Below are 17,967 nucleotides of genomic sequence, written 5' to 3' on the forward strand. Positions count from 1 at the left end.
GCTATGCCCCGGTGACACGCGTTCGCCAAGAGATACCGCTGACCGCGTTATCTACTCAATCGAAGGTGATGGGTCTGACGAAGACGGTTTCACTCTCGCCAGACTGAGTTCTGACACGGAAAACAAAGGTGCCCCCCGTCGCGCTCGACACAAAGGCCCGAGTGAGCCCCTGCTGGTCGGTGAACCCCTGCCTTGGCCGGATAATCGCGCTGGTGGATTCCCCGGGTGGGTAGGGTGTGGATTCCCATTCCACGAGCGAGTTTTTCCCAAGGTTGCCGTAGGCGTCCTCGAGCAGCGCATAGAGCTCGACTTCCTGACCTCTTGGCACAGTCCCCAACGGGGTCGGCGACAGTTCTGCCGGTGGAAAAGTCAGGGTATTGGACTCGACGACGATATTGATGGACGGGGCATACTCAGGCTCAAACAGATCCAGCCAGTACACGGGCGTGTCCGTGCCCATGATCGCTCCCGGAGTGAAGGTGGCCAGCAGCGTACCGTCCAACTCGGTAGCGCCCGTTTCGATGTTGCCCAAAGTGGCTTGCCAGTAAACGTTGACGCCGCTCAATGCCTTCCCTTCGGCATCCGTGAGCGTCACCTTGTAAATGACTTCTTCTCCGCGCTTTTTGGCCACCACCGTGTTTGAACCCACCACGGTGCACGTGATCTTGACCAGCGCCTTGAGGTCGCCCGGCACGTGCACCATGGGTGCGCGTAAACGTTGCTCACCCAGCAGAACGAGTTCAGCGGCATTGGCATAGGCTGTTTTGTCGACGCTCTCGGGCAAACTGCCGACCAGGAAAATCGTCAACGCGTCCATGCCGGTTTCAGCCGACAGCACACGAACGCGCATCAACACATCGAGTTGACTGAGGTTCTTCAATATCTTGAGGTCGGTGGTGTCGATGCGGCTGACGCACTCGCGCACTTCCTGCACACTCCAGCCAAAAAAATCGGCCAGCTTGATGGCGGCGGCCTGTTGCGCCAGCCTCCGCGCATCGCCCGTGACAGCGGGCAATGCATTGACCTGACGCAGATAATCCAACAGCTTTTGCGCCGGTTGCTCGCTTAAGTCGAATGCCCGAGTCAACGTTGTCAGGTAATACAGTGTGCGCACCGACAACTCATGCTTGCTGGCCCGATCGAACCAGGCGTGGTACCCATACTCCAGATAGTCCAGCAACAGCGCGGCGCTCAAGCCCAGCGTCGAAACGACCTCGCTACGCCGTCGTACCTCAGCAAGCAGATCAAGTAGTGGGCTGACATTGCGGCGTGCTGTTCGGCTTGATGCCTCGGCGCTCACGTCGTACTGCTCAAGCACTTGTTGCAACAACTGATGGACTGTGGAGTTGGCCCAATTCAGAACGGGTATGGCCAGTTCCACACCGACGCTGGCATAAACGGCCAGCGTCTCTTTGACCAGCGACACCTGAGCGTCCCGTACCTGCATAACCACGCCGAACATGGTATCGACGATGGACTGGCGCAATTGCGTATCGATCGCCCCCAAGGCGGTATCGACGGCCCAGGTGACTTTTGCACGAACAAGGGCCGAGTAATGCTCCGGCCTGCCGTCATAAGGCAAAACCAGACCATCGACGCCGACAACCGGCTCAACATTACCTGCGGAGGTCGCCAGGAATTCGAGCCATTCGGCAGCCCCGACCGGCGGCACGCCCGCCATCAAAAAAGTGCTGTTGGACAACAGCGCTGTCGGCAGCAAATTGCGAATCTGTTCAAAAAACTGCAGATCCTGCTCGGAGGGCTCCAGCGCCGGTTGCGCAAGGACGCCGTGCTGCAACATCCACAAAGTCGATGGCGTGTTTTGCATCGACCACTGCTCGCAGCTCCGCATGGCTTCGATCAGTTCCAGCACATCCGGAGCGCCATCCGACACGGTGTGGATAAGTGGAATGCCAGCCAGGCCGTTGACCCATGCATCCCCGCCGAGTACCGACAGCATCAGCACACCTTCAACCGGTGTGATGCTCAGCAACCGCGGCAGTCTGACCAAACGGTAAAAGCTTGAGATGATCGCCGGACTGCGCCTCAGCGTGTCGGTCAATCCATGAGCCTTGGCCACCGTGGTTGCCAGATAGAAATACGTCTGCAGGTCGATCGCCAGACCGCTGCACAGTTGGCTAATCGTCAAATCGACCTGGCCCGGCGCCGGTAACAGGGGAAACGAACCATCGTCGAGCACCAGCCGTTGAAGATAACCCTCCCGACCGTTGAAGATCTGGTCGAACTGCGAGAGCGCTTCGCCGCGACCGTACAGTGACAGCTCACCGATAAACACGGCAAAGTCAGCGGCGGTACATCCGTAGCTCTCCTTCAGGGTCTGGAACAGCCCCAAGGCGCGAACTACGCCGTCCGAGATAATCATCTCGCTCACATCGGGCGGTGCATTGCCACGCTCTACAGCCCTGATGGCCGCCACCAGCAACGCATCGACCTGGTCGTAAGGCAATCCCGTCCAGTTGGCCAGACGCACCATCCGGTTCATCCGGTCATAGTGATCGAAGCCGGTTTCCGTTTCGGGGTCTGCTGTCAATTGGAAATCCGAGCCCGACACATCAATGCGTACTGTAGGTATGGTGTTGTTATTGATGTAGACCGAACCCGAACGCTCACTTTCACGCTCAGGGTCCTCTGGGAGGTTGCCGGGGTAGGTCTTCACGTTGGGCGAGCGCACCGGAGCAAAATCGCTGATGGACAGCAAGGCTTCGACTTGCGTGCTGTTCAACTTTGTTCGCTCGGCGAAATACGCTACGTCGATCAGTGTCTTTTTCCCCTCAGGGTCAACTGGACCAAAATTGTCGAGGTAAAATTTTGCGCGGTTTGCAAAGCTCTCACGCGCCTCGGTCAGCAATTGCCGCTGATAAGGGCCGAGCCTTGAAGCCTTGGCGAAGCCGCGACCGGTATTGGCGCCACGGGCATTGACTTGCAGAAAATAGGGGTATGCCAGGTCAACTTCGTGATCGAAGTCCCCGACCGACAGCCCCTGCAACTGCACAACGCCGTCAATCGTGACCCAGTGCTGGTAATACGGCAGGCCATTGGGGTAGCGGGCTTGGATCAAGCCATCCTCGATCAACGTCTCTTGCAGGTTCTCGGTGATGAACGCCTCCAACACCGCAATGATGATGTCCACCGACGATATCGACTGATACACCGCGTTGAAGTCGACCTGCAGGGGCATCAGATCCATACGCCGCTCATGCAGTCGAAATTTTTGCTCACGCCCTGGAATAGACTCGATGCGGTCGCGAATCCAGCGCAACAGTTCGATCAGGTAGGCCACCGGCGACAAGATCGACTCCAGCGCATCCACCGGGCACAACGCGGCAAAATCAGTGCCGATCAGATTGTGATAATCGGGACCTTCAACCATCGACAACAAGCCGCTCGAAGGGCGTGCTGCGGCCGTTTTGTCGCCCGTCAGGGTCTGCTCGATAAACTGGCGACGCACATACGTGGCCATGCTGTTGGCCCTGCGCAAAAACCGCTTTGCGTCATCCGGGCGCAATTCAAGCTCCCTGACCAGGCCTTGAACGCCCTTCTCCACCAGAGGAAAAATCGACCCCTCCTGCTCAAGGTACGACTGCAGCTTTTTCAGCCCGGTGTTTTGTACGTGTTGGCCCTCACCAAACAACTGAGCGAACAGTTGCAGGGCGGGACGACGCGAATCAGCCATGATCAGGTTCCTTGTGTCGACAACTGGCCCGAACAGCCCGGCGTCTTCGCCAGGCTGTGCTTTCAGTGAGTACGATTTGGCGCTTGGTCGCGGTCCGCGTCTACTGTCAGATCTGACAGGTTTTAAGACCGTTCGTCGGGAAGCGCAGACTCAGTTATCGACCGAAGGCGGCTGCGCGGGCTCGACTTCAAAACGTTGGCTGTCAACCCAATCGGAAGCCGTTGCAGCGTCCGCACCGTCGGTGATGTCTTGTTGGAATCGGTACCAGTTGCCCGCGCCCGGCAACGACTGCGTCGACTCGCCGGACCATTTGTCACTGGCGATGGGCACCTCCGGCACCCATCTCACGTCCGGGTTGTACCAGCTCACTACCTGGCCACTGCCCTTGCGGCCTCGGCCGGCAAACTGCAGCGGATGACTGACCCAGCGGCCCGCCGCCGGCTCGTCGAGGGTGGGCAGATAAGTCCCCAGCACGACCGGTCGCGTTGCGGCGAGCGAGGCAAACTCACCCAGCGATGCCACCGCTTCAAGGGTGCGCCGCCCACCCACGAGTGAGCTGAAATCCCGCGTCACCGACCAGGTGCGATCCTCCAGCACGCGTGCATTGGCCTGTATCGAACGCCCGCCGACGGCCAGCGTCACCGTGACACTGTCGCCCGGCACACCGAAGCCTGACACCACCGTCAACCGCCCGATGTGGCCGTCCGCGACCGGCGTCTCGATAAACGGCGCTGCCGGGACGACGTCATAGTTCAACAACGCGGTAATGTCCGATTCCCGCAACTTGCCGCCTTCATCAACAAACGTTTGCCGCGCCCAGATGGTTTTCCTGCCCACTGGCAACGTGACGTCGACTTCCCACTCGCCGTTCCCGTTCACCGCGATGTCCGTGAGCCAAGGCCCGGAGTGCTCCTCCAGAAAGACCTCAACGCGCCCGTTCACCATGCCCTTCCCCATAAGCGTCGCCGTGCGGGGCAGCTTGCCTTCGGGGGTCGGCTGGGTAATTTCCGGGGGCAACAGCACCACTTCAAAACTGTGCCGGTCACTGGGATCCGAAGGCCGGCCCTTGAGTGTTTGCCGGGCATCGATGGTGTAGATCCTAAATTCCAGATGGGTCAGGTCAATCGACCAGACGCCGTCCTGACTCAGTACTTTGGGCGCACCGAGATCACGATCAAAACGGACATCTCGCAACTGCAGTGTCGCGCCCGCCATACCTTTACCGCCCTCGACCGTGACCACACGACCGACTTTCGAATCGGCATCCGGCTTGGTGATTGTCGGTTTGAGCATGACCACGGAAACCGTGAAGGTCTTACTCGCTTTTTCTGATGTTTGCTTGCCAACGATCTGAAAGACCTCGACGGTATGCAATACATCCGGAGCGAATTCCTTTGATCGCTGGAAAGACCAGTTGCCGTTCGAGATGGTTGCCAGATGCTCTTCGGGGCTGTCGCTGAATTTGACCTTCACCACCGCTCCCGGCCAGCACGCGCCGCTGAACCTGGGTGACTGACCATCCTCGACCGGCTCATTCAGGCCGGGGGCCAAGGGGGGGATGGTGACGGTGTGATTAATACCCGTGGTCAGTTCCAGGCCGAGGGACTGTTTGATCAGAAGGACGCGCTCAAACGTTGGGCCCCATTCCGTCGGCGCCGTGCTTGACCATTGGTTATTCCTCACAACAACGTCGGGCAGGTCTGTGATGCTCCCATCGCCGTTCAACAACTTGACCGTGGCGCCGTCCGTGCCTGTACCGGTGATGATCGGCTTATAGCCGGAGGTCGATTTCACGTTGCTGACTTCAGGCAGAACTTTGCTGAAGAGGGGTTTTACGGGTACCGAAGGGATCCAGCCGCTTGCGCCGTCGCCAACCTTTTGAATGATGCTGAGCGTGTAACTGCCGAAAGGCCAGTTGGTCGCCGTGGCCTCCCACTTGCCATCCACCACTGGAACAGAAGGTATCGCAGGTGCATCAGGCCCACTGACACGAGTGATCTCGACGGTTGCCCCCGAATATCCGCTTCCCGCAACTTTTATCGAGCCATCAAGGGGGGTGGTTATTGAGATATTCGAGACCGGCGCGGGGCGGACTTTGAACGCTCGCGGATCCGATCTATCGGAGTGATCGGCGAGGCTGGCAACGAATTGTTCTGCCCTCAGACTCAGAGGGCCCGGCGTCATGTCCGGGACAGTGACACGCCATCCTTCTGTGCCCGCTATAGTCGAGCCGGTGGCAACAACACTGTGCTCAACCGTATCGCGCAAAATCTCGACAGTAGCCCCACGCATGCCTTTTGAACCTTCAATTGTGAAGGTTGTATCCACCACTGCGCCTGCATCAGGGGAAAGAATCTGGGGTGTCTGGATGACATCAACCCATACCGGATCGGACTCAACTTCAGTGCTCCCTACTCGCGCTTTGACAATCAGCCGAACCCGACCTTCTGGCAAATAGGCATTTGGCGTTCTGAACCATTGACCATTGCTAACGTTAGCACTGCCGTACTGCTTGGGTTCGCCCGGTTCAGTACTGTAAAGAGTGACGATTGAACCGTCCAAACCATTGCCCCGAACTATCGGCGTTTTTCCCACAATCGTATTGTTGGTGGGGCTTTCAATCTGCGGGGTCAAACGCCGCACCGTAAAAAGGTCAGATCCGTCACTGGTCACGTTTTGAAACCAAACGACAGATAAGCTCATGTTTCTCGGCCACCCTACCATCGAGACCGGAAATTCAAAGTTGCCGAGCCCATCAGCTCTACCCTCTCCAATAACATCACCAGTCTGGAAGTGTTTACATATCACCCTCTCACGGACCGGGCATCTACTCCCCTTCAAGGAGAATACGTCTCCCACAACCTGGTTGTTATGTTTCGGATCGAGGACAGGGGGCGCGACGTTATAAAGCGTCCACACCTCGGAATACCTATAAGAGTCCGGATACATCACCCATTGCAGAATCCGAAATTGGTTTATCCCGGGGTGCAGGATATCTCTGAACGTCAGTTCAAATACCCCATCTCCGCCCATTTGCCGCTCATCACCCAAGTCTGTGTCATTGTAGGCCCCGATAATTTTTACGTTGCGTCTCGCATGGCCACCGCCAGTGACCTTGACGGGGTTTCTCACGCGCTCACCGTAGGAGGGTGTAAGGATGTAAGGCGGTGAGTCGAGGATTTCAGCATCATCGGATGCACCGTTTACAGGCTCTTCGTCAAAGGTCGCCATGGTCAGTTCCTTCTCGTGGGTGGGTGCGGAATGGTTTGCCGAAAGCCTTTAAATACGCCCCCGCCCCTGCGCTACGCACCTGTAAAATCTGACAGTCCCGACGAACGGTCGCGTACAAAAAAAGCCGTTTTGCCCCCCCCCCGGCAACGTCCTCATCCGCAGGCTACGCCGGGTTGCGCCTTTGCCTACACATCCCTCAGAATCCGCCGGCTTGTGCGCTTTGCTGATGCCCCGTAACTTGATCCGTGCCGCTGCCAATCAGTGGTCGGGTTTAGTCGCCCGGGAGGTATACGAAGGTGCATAAGCGTCATCAAGTCGGGTATTCCCTATCCCCGCACTCGATGGTGGCTGTGCGCAGGGCGCCCTCGGGCGCGCCGGTTTTTTCGTATTTCTCCCGGTCGACTAACCTGCGTCCAGCCGCCACCCCCTCGTTTAGTCGCGAGACGGTGGCAGCTCCATTAAAAGGAAATACGATCATGTGCAAAGAGACGCCGAATCCCCCCGAAACCGACGACTCGGTTTCCCCCTACAAATCAGCCCAATCGAAAAAGCTCCACGAGGCCGCCGAAAAAGCCCTCGACCACTACCTCAAACCCACCGCCTCACCCTCGCGCAATTCCGTGGATCGCGGCATGCAGATGTTCATGATCGCCCCCGACCTCAATCGCGAAGCCGTGGCCATTCAGACCTACGAAACGTTTTCCTCGGTGAGCATTCTGCTGCTGGACCTGGCGGACAGCCTCGACGACAAGCCGCGACATCTGGCGATGGCGATTTATCAATTGAGCGAGATGGGTTTATTGCTGGCGGAACAGGCGCTGGATAACGAGCGGGCGATTGCCGTGACCTGATCGTTGACCCTGCGGCGCATGAACTGACGCCATCGCGGGCAATCCCGCTCCCACAGGTTCAGCGAACAGACACAGCATCCGTGAACGACGCAAACCCTGTGGGAGCTGGCTTGCCAGCGATAGCAACAGTGAGGTCGCCGCAGAATTCAGGCCGAGGCCGGCAACGGCTGAAAGCTGAAGTACTGCTTCAACGCCGCGACCAGTTGCCCGTATTCCGCCGGTGGTCGTTGCAGGCTGAAACCAGCATCGTAATGCAGAGGTGTGGCGTCTTCATGGCACCACAGGCAACACGCGGTGAGGTCGATCACCTGCTGGCACCCTTGTTCGCTGGGTATTTTCAGACGCAGATGGAACTCCGCCCCGATCATCATCGGCAACTGGCTGATCAACATCAGCCCGTCCTCGGACACATTGCCGAGAAAGCCGATGGGTTTGTCGGTGACGCTGTTGAACACTCTGAGGAAATACGGCAACTGATGCCGTTCGATTCGGCGGTCGGTAAACATGCGCAGTTCGCCATGCAAGGCTCCATCACAGAGCCGCACCTAATGCTTCGGAACGCGCCGGTTCGGCAGACGCGCTCTCCCCGCTTCCGGTGTGACGGTCGCTAAAACGCCATCACCTTACAACTGCCAGTCGCAGGTGTTGCACGGGCATATTAGAGACTCGGCTCTAGACCCGATTGATTCGACTATAGCTCAGGCTGTACAACCGGCCAGCATTTGTATGACAACTGCCATCAAAAGCTGGTTGGACGCACCACGGCCGCCGCGCTGCGAGTCGGGTAATGGCCCAGGCTCTGCAAGGTTTCCAGTCGCGCACGGGCGCGGTAGGCGTACTCGCTGTTGGGGTACGAGGCAATGATGAACTGATAAGTCTGCACCGCATCGACAAACATCTTTTGCCGCTCAAGGCACTGCCCGCGCATCATCGACACTTCCGGCCACACATACGGGCGGGCACGGCTGGCGCGTTCGACCTTCGACAGTTCGAGCATGACCTGCTCGCAATTGCCGCGATCGTAAGCGCTGTAGGCATTGTTCAAATGATGGTTCATCGACCAACGGGTGCAACCCGTCACGGCGAGGACGCTGAGGGCAAGGGCGGCAATGGGCAACAATCGCATGGGGGTTCTCCTGTCTTGTGCTCTGTATCGACCCTTGCTGAGAAATCTTCAGAAGTGTTTGCGCCAATCGTCGTGTTCAATAAAGAAACTATTAAGTAGTGCAAACGAACAATGACTACACCCACGGAGCATAGTAGCCTTCGCTAGCGCTTGAACTCAGGAGTCTTTGCATGTCCGTCCGTCGTACCAAAATCGTCGCTACCCTTGGCCCGGCCAGTAACTCGCCGGAAGTTCTCGAACAGCTGATTCTGGCTGGCCTGGACGTTGCCCGTCTGAACTTCTCCCACGGCACCCCCGACGAGCACAAGGCTCGCGCAAAACTGGTGCGTGACCTGGCTGCCAAGCACGGCCGCTTTGTCGCCCTGCTGGGTGACCTGCAAGGCCCGAAAATCCGTATCGCCAAATTCGCCAACAAGAAGATCGAGCTGAAGATCGGTGACAAGTTCACCTTCTCCACCAGCCATCCGTTGACCGAAGGTAACCAGCAAGTGGTCGGTATCGACTACCCGGATCTGGTGAAAGACTGTGGCGTGGGCGACGAGCTGCTGCTCGACGACGGCCGCGTGGTAATGCGCGTTGAAACCGCCACCGCCACTGAACTGAATTGCGTCGTGACCATCGGCGGCCCGCTGTCCGACCACAAAGGCATCAACCGTCGCGGTGGCGGCCTGACCGCACCGGCCCTGACTGAAAAAGACAAGGCCGACATCAAGCTCGCCGCAGAAATGGAAGTCGACTACCTCGCCGTGTACTTCCCGCGTGACGCCGCCGACATGAACTACGCCCGTCTACTGCGCGACGAGGCCGGCGGCACTGCCTGGCTGGTGGCGAAAATCGAACGCGCCGAAGCCGTGGCCGACGACGAAACCCTCGACGGTCTGATCCAGGCCTCCGATGCGGTGATGGTTGCCCGTGGTGACCTCGGTGTGGAAATCGGCGACGCCGAGCTGGTGGGCATTCAGAAGAAAATCATTCTGCACGCACGCCGCCACAACAAGGCTGTGATCGTTGCGACCCAGATGATGGAGTCGATGATCCAGAACCCGATGCCGACCCGCGCCGAAGTGTCCGACGTGGCCAACGCCGTGCTCGACTACACCGACGCCGTGATGCTCTCGGCCGAATCCGCTGCCGGTCTGTATCCGCTGGAAGCCGTGCAAGCGATGGCGCGCATCTGCGTCGGCGCTGAAAAGCACCCGACTCTGAAAACCTCCAGCCACCGCATCGGCAAGGAATTCACCCGCTGCGACGAAAGCATCGCGCTGGCGACCATGTACACCGCCAACCACTTCCCGGGCGTCAAAGCGATCATCGCCCTGACCGAAAGTGGTTACACCCCGCTGATCATGTCGCGCATCCGTTCCTCGGTGCCGATCTACGCCTTCTCGCCACACCGCGAGACTCAGGCGCGCGCAGCGATGTTCCGTGGCGTGTACACCATTCCGTTCGATCCGGCCTCGCTGGAACCGCACGAAGTCAGCCAGAAAGCGATCGACGAACTGGTCAAGCGCGGCGTTGTGGAAAAAGGCGACTGGGTCATCCTGACCAAGGGCGACAGCTACCACACCACCGGCGGCACCAACGGCATGAAGATCCTGCACGTGGGTGATCCACAGGTCTGAGTGATCAGGCGCTGAAAAAACAAAGCCCCGCCATGTAAATGGCGGGGCTTTTTGTTTTTCTCGTTCAGGCGTTGCCGTTTGATTGCATTTTCCCGGGGGTGTCAACTGTCAGGTCTGACAGTTGACGACAGACTTACCCGGGCATCCAATGAGCGCTCCTTCGACGGTCATCACCGTCGGACTGTTCGATCCATTGATGGATCAGGAGCACGCAATGAACAGGCAAGCCTTGAATGATGCAGGGAAGCTCGATCAGGGCTTTGGTGACGGCGGTGTCGTCGCGATCACCGTTGCGGGTTATCCATCGGTCAGGTTTACCTGCGTGAACATCGGGCCGGATAAAAAGATTTATTGCGCCGGTATCAGTGAACGCGAGCTGGATCCGAATCAGGTCTATACGCTGGGCCGTTTCAATGCAGACGGCACTGTGGATAGCGGTTTTGGCATCGCCGGGTTTGCTTACGGGATTTATCCCGGTTATGAGCTCTCGAAGGTTCAATCACTGGCCTTCCAGCCTGACGGAAAAATCATCGTTGCCTGCACGGTTTATACAACTGAGAGCCGAGAGGCACCGGCCTTGTCACGGTACGGCGCTGATGGCTGGCTGGATCCGGAGTTCGGTACACATGGCCGAACCGTGCTGGATATCACGCTGACGCCGCCAGCCGCCAATACACCCTCAACCGCCTCCGGCATTCCCAGTGGCAATGGTTCGACCCCACATGGCGTGGAGGTGCTGCCGGACGGAAAAATCCTCACGTTCCAACACTACTATTTCAATCCCGAGCAATCCCATGGCTTGATTATCCGGCTGGACAACAAAGGAACCCTGGATCCTGATTTCAACCAGACCGGATACATCCCGGTGATTCATCCGGCCTATGCCCTGAAAGCTACGGTATTGAGAAATATCATGGTGCAAACCGATGGCAAGTACCTGGGCTGCGGGAACGTCTATGGCAACGCTGATCGACCCAACTCGGCCTTGTTTGTGCGCTATGACAGCACAGGCCAGTTGGACCCTGGCTTCGGCGACGGAGGGTTTGTCACCGTGGTCGACGGCACCCACTCGATTCTGCTCGAGGGCATGGTTCAACAACCCAACCAGCGAATCCTGGGGTTTGGCAGTACGCTTTTCCCCAACTATGGCTCATTGATCAGCATCGAACCCGATGGCAGCCCCAATATCCAGTTCAATGGCGGCAAACCGCTCAATACCGTGCTGGAAGATGACGCCACGGGTACATGGGAGGGCGCAGCCATTCAGAAGGACGGCAAGATCGTGGTCGCGGGCGGCATCGCCATGGGACGGGAGGTGGATATCGTCGTCGCGCGCTTTATCGATGCTCAGTTCGATCCGGCCTTCAATGAAGGTCAAGGCTGGGTTCGTACCCACCTGGAAAACGGTGCGCAGTACGCCACCGGAATGACCTTGCAGGAGGATGGCAAGATTCTGGTCTGCGCTCGCCTGCCCAACAATAAAAGCGTGTTGTTACGCTATCTCGCTTGAATTTCTGGCGGTAGAAGGAACGTGTCCAACACACGGCACACGTCCCGTCTACTGTCAGACCTGACAGTAGACGGGAGTAGTAATCGGGCAGCTACTGAGTCGACAACCGTCCACTCAAGGAGAGCCCCATGAACCCGTCGAATCGCTCTGCGCAGCAAGCAGGAACGCTTGATGAAAGCTTTGCAGACGCCGGTATTTTCCGCCTGAGTCTTCCCGCTCCGGGCCCCGAAACCTTACTGGCAGGCATCAAGGCCGATAACACCTCCACACGCCTGTACTTCGCAGGTCAGGCACGCTCTGAAGTCACTCAGCGACCTTATGTGCTGGGCTGTCTGACAACGGATGGGCAGCTGGATCCGAGTTTTGCCAAGGAAGGGATCGCCAGCGGTTTTTTTGCCGGTAGCCGCGAGTCCATGGGCCATTCGATAACTCTTACGAACGACAGCAAAATTCTTTTGGCCGGTACGGTCGGCGCGCGCGACCCCGCGTTGGCGCGGTTTTCATCCGAAGGTGTGCTCGATACCGGTTTTGGCGATAAGGGCTATGTCATCCTCCCAGTGCCCGCAAGTGCTGGCGAGGAAGCCGTTGTGGAGTCCGTCGACAGCGAACACGCTTCATCGGGGAACATCGTGCCACTGGATGATGGAAAAATTCTGGTGGTGAAAACCTATGTCATTTCGCACCTGGCAGACATTCGGTCCTTCGTCTACTTGCTCAACAACGACGGCTCTCTGGACACGTCCTTCAATCAAAAAGGCTACGTCGAGGTTATTCACCCGGATGCCGCGCCCAGAGAGGTGAAACTGCACAGCGGCTTGATTGATCAGGATGGCAAGATCGTCGTTTGCGGCCAACTGGCCCCCCGCTCCGGTCTGTCGACCGCCCTGTTCGCGCGCTTCACACGCGACGGCAAACTAGATCCGGATTTCGGCAAGGGTGGATTTGTGATGGTGTCGTTAGTGGATTCCGCCACTCTCGAATCGATCATTCAGCAACCGAACAACCGGCTGCTGGGCATCGGCAAAACCGACAAACCTGAGGGCCTCCTGATCAGCCTCGAACCGGATGGCACTGCCAATATCCAGTTCAATCGCGGCCAACCCCTGCTGACTCGATTGGACAATGCCCCGACCTATTGGCAAAGCGGGGTCATGCAACCCGACGGCAAGATCGTTTTGATCGGCAAGTATCAACTGCCGGATAACAACCTCCCGGCCGTCGTCGCCAGACTGCTCAGTGACGGCACGTTTGATCCAGCGTTCGCCGATGTCGGCTGGGTGGGCACCCGTGTTGACGGAACAACGACCTTCAGGGATGTCGCGTTACAGACGGACGGAAAAATCGTCGTTGCGGGAGAGCGCTTCAACTCGGATGTTCAAGGGCTGGTTCTGCGTTTTCACGGACGCAATCAGGCCGACGTTGCCCCCCGATAAAAAAATGGCGAGGTAGGCAAGTGCGTGATGGCCACTCGCCTCCCGCCAACTCTGTCAGTTACCTATTTCTACCCAATGGATTAAATAATCGATACCCCCGCATCAGGCAGGGGAATGGCCTTGGAGGCTTCGATGACGGACTCACTGAATACACCCGGCACACTGGATTTCAGCTTCGGGACTTTCGGCACTCGAACACTGCTGGGATCAGACGTCAAAGCCATCGCGGTGTTGACCGACGTTGGCCCTGATCAAGGCAAGGTCGTCGGCGTCATCAGTGGCACCAACAGTTTCAAGCTCTTTCGGCTGAATGAAAATGGCTCGCTCGATACCACATTTGGTCCGGACGGCACTGGCTACTCGGAAGACGGTTTCGGCGTCCCCGGAAGTTTTTCTACACCCCAGGCTCTGGCCATCGTTAACAGCGACCAGATTCTGGTATCGGGACATCTTCGCGACAGCAGTCTTGCGCCCAACTTTCCGGCCGCCACGCTATTCAATAGCAATGGATCGGCGAACCTGGTGTTCGGGAAGTTCAAGTTCGACACACCTGTGCCGCCCTCAATTCCGATAGCCACACTGCCTGCTCGCACCGAATCGGCAACAACCGCCAACGCGGCAAAGATCCTGCTTTCCTTCAATAACAGTGCGCCGGGGCCATACCGCAACTGGGGCTTGTTAGTGCAACTGACCCTTGACGGAAAGCTGGACACGGCCCTCGATGGACGCGGCTATGTCTTCTTGCGCCATAACGGGCTGGACACCTCGACTATCGGTGTAGTTACGCAAACCGACGGCCGAATCATTTTGGCGGGCTCAACTGCCGCTGAAGGTTTTGTCGCAGGTTACACGTCGACGGGACAGCCAGACTTTACCTTCGGCAAAGAAGGCAGCGTCACCACCTTCACATCCAGCGAAGGGCCGGTCCGAGTCAATAAGCTCCTGCTGCAGGCGGATAACAAACTCGTCGCCGTCGGCACGGTTGCCAATGGCACAAGTGGCTGGATCACGCGGAAACTTGGCGATGGGAAAGATGACATCAGTTTCAATGACGCAAAGGATGTCATTACCTCAATTACCTTCAGAAAACTGCAATGGAAGTCGGCAGTTATCGATTCAAACGGCTCTATCGTTGCGGGCGGTGAAGTGGACGCTCGTGTGAGTGTCGTAGGCCGAATTACTCAAGATGGCTTGATCGACACCAGCTTCTCGGCCACAGGTATCAGCGACTGGAGTGCTGAACACACCCCCAATCAACTGAACAGTGCAGGCGCGCAGACAAACACTCAGATCATTGTTGCCGGTAGACAAACAACTGAAGCATCAGTCTCGCGATATCACGGTTGAATGAAGTCGGTAAGCAAAGTCCTGCCATACGAATGGCAGGACTTTTTGTTCGGATCCGATAGATTTATCAACTGATCTGACCCCTTCGCGAGCAGGCTCGCTCCCACAGGTGAACGCATTTCAAATGTGGGAGCGAGCCTGCTCGCGAAGAGGCCTGCTCGACCGTCCGAAAATCAATGCCGTTTGATAAACCCGGTCAGCGCCGCCAACGCTTCTGGCGAACGCAGGCGCTGAGTGAACAACGTGCCCTCCTCCTCGATCACGGTGCGGATCTGCTCGCGGTCCGGCGCTTTCATCAATTGCTTGCTGATGCGCACTGCTTCCGGTGGCAGCTCATCAAAACGTAACGCCATCTCACGCGCTTTGGCCAATGCCGCCTCGCCGCTGCCCAACGCCTCTGTGGCGATGCCCCACTGGGCGGCCAGTTCACCGCTGAAGCCTTCGCCGAGCAGCAACAACTCTGCCGCTTTGGCCTGCCCGAGCAAACGCGGCAGGATCAGGCTGGAAGCGAACTCCGGGCACAAGCCGAGGTTGACGAACGGCATGCGCAAGCGCGCATCGCGGCTGACGTAAACCAGATCGCAATGCAGCAACATCGTGGTGCCGATGCCGACCGCCGCTCCGGCCACAGCAGCGATCACCGGTTTGCGGCATTCGAGCAGGTTAAGCATGAAGTGGAACACCGGGCTGTCGAGATCACTCGGCGGTTGCTGGATGAAGTCGGCGATGTCGTTGCCGGCGGTGAAGCATTCGCTGCTGCCGGTGATCAGTACGGCGTTGATTTCAGGGTCAACGTCAGCCTGTTTCAATGCCTCGGCGAGATGGCTGTACATGGCGCGGGTCAGGGCGTTTTTCTTGTCCGGGCGGTTGAGGCGCAGGGTCAACAAACCGCGTTCGCGTTCCAGCAGGATGGCGTCAGTCATGGCGTGTCTCAATAGTTCAGGTCAGCGAAGATCAACTGTGGCGAGGGAGCTTGCTCCCGCTGGGCTGCGCAGCGGCCCCAAAAGCTTGTGAGCACTGCGCACTCAAACGGGAGCAAGCTCCCTCGTCACAGGAACTCTCGAACCAATGAAGTCAGCGTTCAACCACGGGACAGGAACACATCGGCCAGCAGTTGATTGCGCGGCAGACCAGCCAGGTACAGACGCCGGGCGAAGGCGTCGACACTGGCCGTCGAGCCGCAGACTAAGGCCAGGGTTTGCCGGGAAACAAGGCGCAGTTGCGCCAAAGCGGCGGCTGACTCGGCCGCCGTCCACAGTTCGATGCTGAGGTTTTCGCGCTGGGCGGCCAATGCCGCAAGGGGTTTGGCCAGATAATGCGCTTGGGCATCATGGGCCAGGTGAATGACGCGAATGGCGCCTTGGTGATCCTGACGCAAGGCTTCGCGCAGCACGCCGAACAAGGGGCCGAGTCCCGTACCGGCCGCCAGCAACCACAGCGGTCGGGTGTGCCAGTCAGGGTCGTAATGCAGCGCGCCGCCGCGCAGTTCACCGAGACGGATCGGGTCGCCGATCTGCAAGCGGCGTGCGGCATCACTGAACTCACCGGGTTGGTGACAGTCGAGGTGGAACTCCAGAAAACGGTCTTCTTCCGGCAGGCTGGCCAGCGAATACGGCCGTGCAATGTGATTGATCCACAGCACCAGATGCTGGCCGGCGCTATAGCGCAGCGGCCGTTGCGGGGTCAGGCGCAGGCGCAGGACGTTGGCGCTGAGCCAGTCCAGCGCTTCGACCACGGCCGGGCGACCGTCGGCGAGCGGGTCGAAGGTGTGCACCTGCAAGTCTTCGATCACCTGACACTGGCAGGCCAGTCGCCACCCTTGCTGGCGTTGCTCGGCGCTCAAGGCATCCGGACGATTGTCGGCGGGCAGGCCTTGTACGCACTGAACCAGACACGCATGGCAACTGCCGGCACGGCAGCTGTAAGGCACGGCCACACCGTTCTGATTGAGGGCGTCGAGCAGATTGCTGCCCGTCGCCACCGACCATTGCCGTTCTGCGACACGAAGTTCAGGCATCGACGTTCTCCCACGCGGCCGCACAGCGATTGCGCCCGTCACGCTTGGCCCGATAGAGCGCCTGATCAGCCCGCTGCAAGGCATCATCCAGATCATCGCCCACCGCCAGCAGGGTCATGCCGGCCGACAGGCTGAGGTTGCGCACATTCAGGCCGATCAGTTCAACATCGGTAAAGGCAATACGCAGACGCTCGCAGCAAGCGGTCAGCCGTTCGGCGTTGCAATCGGGCAGCAACACGACGAATTCCTCACCACCATAACGCGCCAGTACATCGCCGTCGCGCAGGCAGGCCTGGGCGACGCCGGCGAACGCCTGCAACACCTGATCGCCGGCGGCATGACCATGCAAATCGTTGATGCGTTTGAAATGGTCGAGATCGATCAGCGCCAGTCCGTGCACGACGTCGCTGTCCAGCGCATTCAGTTCACGCGAGGCCAGGCGCAGAAAGTGCCGGCGGTTGAACAGGCCGGTCAGTTCGTCTGTGGCGACCAGATCTTCGAGCTGACGCATCATCCCGCGCAACGTGTCTTGATGCGCTTGCAAGGCAAAGCGGCGCTGGCGTATGCGTTGCCGCGAGACCTGAACGAAACGCGCATAAATCACCAGCCACGCCAACACCATGGCGAGGATGCACACCTGCAAAGCGGCAAGTGCGGGCTCGCGCAAGCGGTAGTGATAACCGTCCCACAGGGTGATCGCGCAAAAGCTGAAGAACACCAGCAGCGCACAGCGGATGAACGCCCGCCGGCTCAGATGGAACAGACCGAACAGCAGGATCAGCACATAGAACACCAGGAAGGCGCTGCGCGCTTCATCCAGATGGGCGATCAGCCAGGTCTGCCAGCCGAGCCCGAGCAAGACTTGCCCTTCGGTCAGGCTGGGATCGGCAAAGCGCAGATTGCGCCCGCTCCAGAACAGCGCGAACAGGGCGGCCTGACTGATCACCACCAGCGCGCTGCCGATGGCCACGGAGGTCAGGGATTGTTCGTAATGACCGGTGAAAAACGCCAGCCACAGCAGCAGCAAAGCCAATCCATAGGTGGCTGCAGCGAGGGCAAAGCGTTTGAGCAAAAGACGTTGAATGGCGTTATGGGTCAATCGTTGACTCACCGTGCGATTGGAGGCTGACCGAGTG

The 17,967-nt window shown here is 58.5% G+C and carries 12 protein-coding genes; 5 read left to right on the forward strand and 7 right to left on the reverse strand.

The features are described 5' to 3' along the window. Window positions 1-55: 55 nt before the first annotated feature. Both ACIOWE_RS11735 and ACIOWE_RS11740 read right to left on the reverse strand, forming a co-directional pair. On the reverse strand, window positions 56-3,694 hold the full coding sequence (locus ACIOWE_RS11735; RefSeq protein ID WP_401391187.1) for a Tc toxin subunit A: 3,639 nt from the start codon (window positions 3,692-3,694) through the stop codon (window positions 56-58). A 150-nt stretch (window positions 3,695-3,844) separates the two neighbouring features. Further along, entirely contained in the window at window positions 3,845-6,925 is a 3,081-nt protein-coding gene (locus tag ACIOWE_RS11740; protein WP_401391190.1) for a hypothetical protein, read from the reverse strand. A gap of 476 nt (window positions 6,926-7,401) precedes the next feature. Here ACIOWE_RS11740 and ACIOWE_RS11745 point away from each other — a divergent pair, with 476 nt between their 5' ends. Continuing rightward, the gene (locus ACIOWE_RS11745; protein ID WP_401391193.1) at window positions 7,402-7,776 is read left to right on the forward strand and encodes a DUF6124 family protein; all 375 of its coding nucleotides are present in this window, start codon (window positions 7,402-7,404) and stop codon (window positions 7,774-7,776) included. A gap of 146 nt (window positions 7,777-7,922) precedes the next feature. Here ACIOWE_RS11745 and ACIOWE_RS11750 read toward each other — a convergent pair whose 3' ends face one another. Continuing rightward, window positions 7,923-8,282, reverse strand: coding sequence for a PilZ domain-containing protein (locus ACIOWE_RS11750; protein ID WP_401391195.1), 360 nt, complete (start codon window positions 8,280-8,282; stop codon window positions 7,923-7,925). Between the two features lie 233 nt (window positions 8,283-8,515). Continuing rightward, window positions 8,516-8,902, reverse strand: a complete 387-nt coding sequence (locus ACIOWE_RS11755; protein ID WP_401391198.1) for a tol-pal system YbgF family protein — start codon at window positions 8,900-8,902, stop codon at window positions 8,516-8,518. 170 nt (window positions 8,903-9,072) lie between these two features. Between ACIOWE_RS11755 and pyk the strand changes: the two genes are divergently transcribed. The 4 genes from pyk (at window position 9,073) to ACIOWE_RS11775 (ending at window position 14,814) form a co-directional block, all read left to right on the forward strand. Next, window positions 9,073-10,524 carry a pyruvate kinase gene (gene pyk / locus ACIOWE_RS11760; RefSeq protein WP_401391201.1) on the forward strand — a complete coding sequence of 484 codons (1,452 nt, stop codon included), beginning with the start codon at window positions 9,073-9,075 and terminating at the stop codon, window positions 10,522-10,524. 214 nt (window positions 10,525-10,738) lie between these two features. Next, window positions 10,739-12,034, forward strand: a complete 1,296-nt coding sequence (locus ACIOWE_RS11765; RefSeq protein ID WP_401391204.1) for a hypothetical protein — start codon at window positions 10,739-10,741, stop codon at window positions 12,032-12,034. A gap of 128 nt (window positions 12,035-12,162) precedes the next feature. Continuing rightward, window positions 12,163-13,467 carry a hypothetical protein gene (locus ACIOWE_RS11770; RefSeq protein WP_401391207.1) on the forward strand — a complete coding sequence of 435 codons (1,305 nt, stop codon included), beginning with the start codon at window positions 12,163-12,165 and terminating at the stop codon, window positions 13,465-13,467. 132 nt (window positions 13,468-13,599) lie between these two features. After that, entirely contained in the window at window positions 13,600-14,814 is a 1,215-nt protein-coding gene (locus tag ACIOWE_RS11775; protein WP_401391210.1) for a hypothetical protein, read from the forward strand. Window positions 14,815-14,987: 173 nt separating this feature from the next. On the opposite strand, the gene ACIOWE_RS11780 is transcribed toward ACIOWE_RS11775, so the two are convergent. The 3 genes from ACIOWE_RS11780 to ACIOWE_RS11790 form a co-directional block, all read right to left on the reverse strand. Beyond that, on the reverse strand, window positions 14,988-15,737 hold the full coding sequence (locus tag ACIOWE_RS11780; protein ID WP_401391213.1) for an enoyl-CoA hydratase-related protein: 750 nt from the start codon (window positions 15,735-15,737) through the stop codon (window positions 14,988-14,990). Between the two features lie 158 nt (window positions 15,738-15,895). Next, complete coding sequence (locus ACIOWE_RS11785; RefSeq protein ID WP_401391216.1) at window positions 15,896-16,831, reverse strand: iron-sulfur-binding ferredoxin reductase; 936 nt, start codon at window positions 16,829-16,831, stop codon at window positions 15,896-15,898. After that, the gene (locus tag ACIOWE_RS11790) at window positions 16,824-17,930 is read right to left on the reverse strand and encodes a diguanylate cyclase domain-containing protein (RefSeq protein ID WP_401391218.1); all 1,107 of its coding nucleotides are present in this window, start codon (window positions 17,928-17,930) and stop codon (window positions 16,824-16,826) included. Before ACIOWE_RS11790 ends, ACIOWE_RS11785 begins: the two co-directional genes overlap by 8 nt. Window positions 17,931-17,967: the final 37 nt, after the last annotated feature.

The organism is Pseudomonas sp. NPDC087598, from assembly GCF_044743525.1.
Lineage (GTDB): Bacteria > Pseudomonadota > Gammaproteobacteria > Pseudomonadales > Pseudomonadaceae > Aquipseudomonas.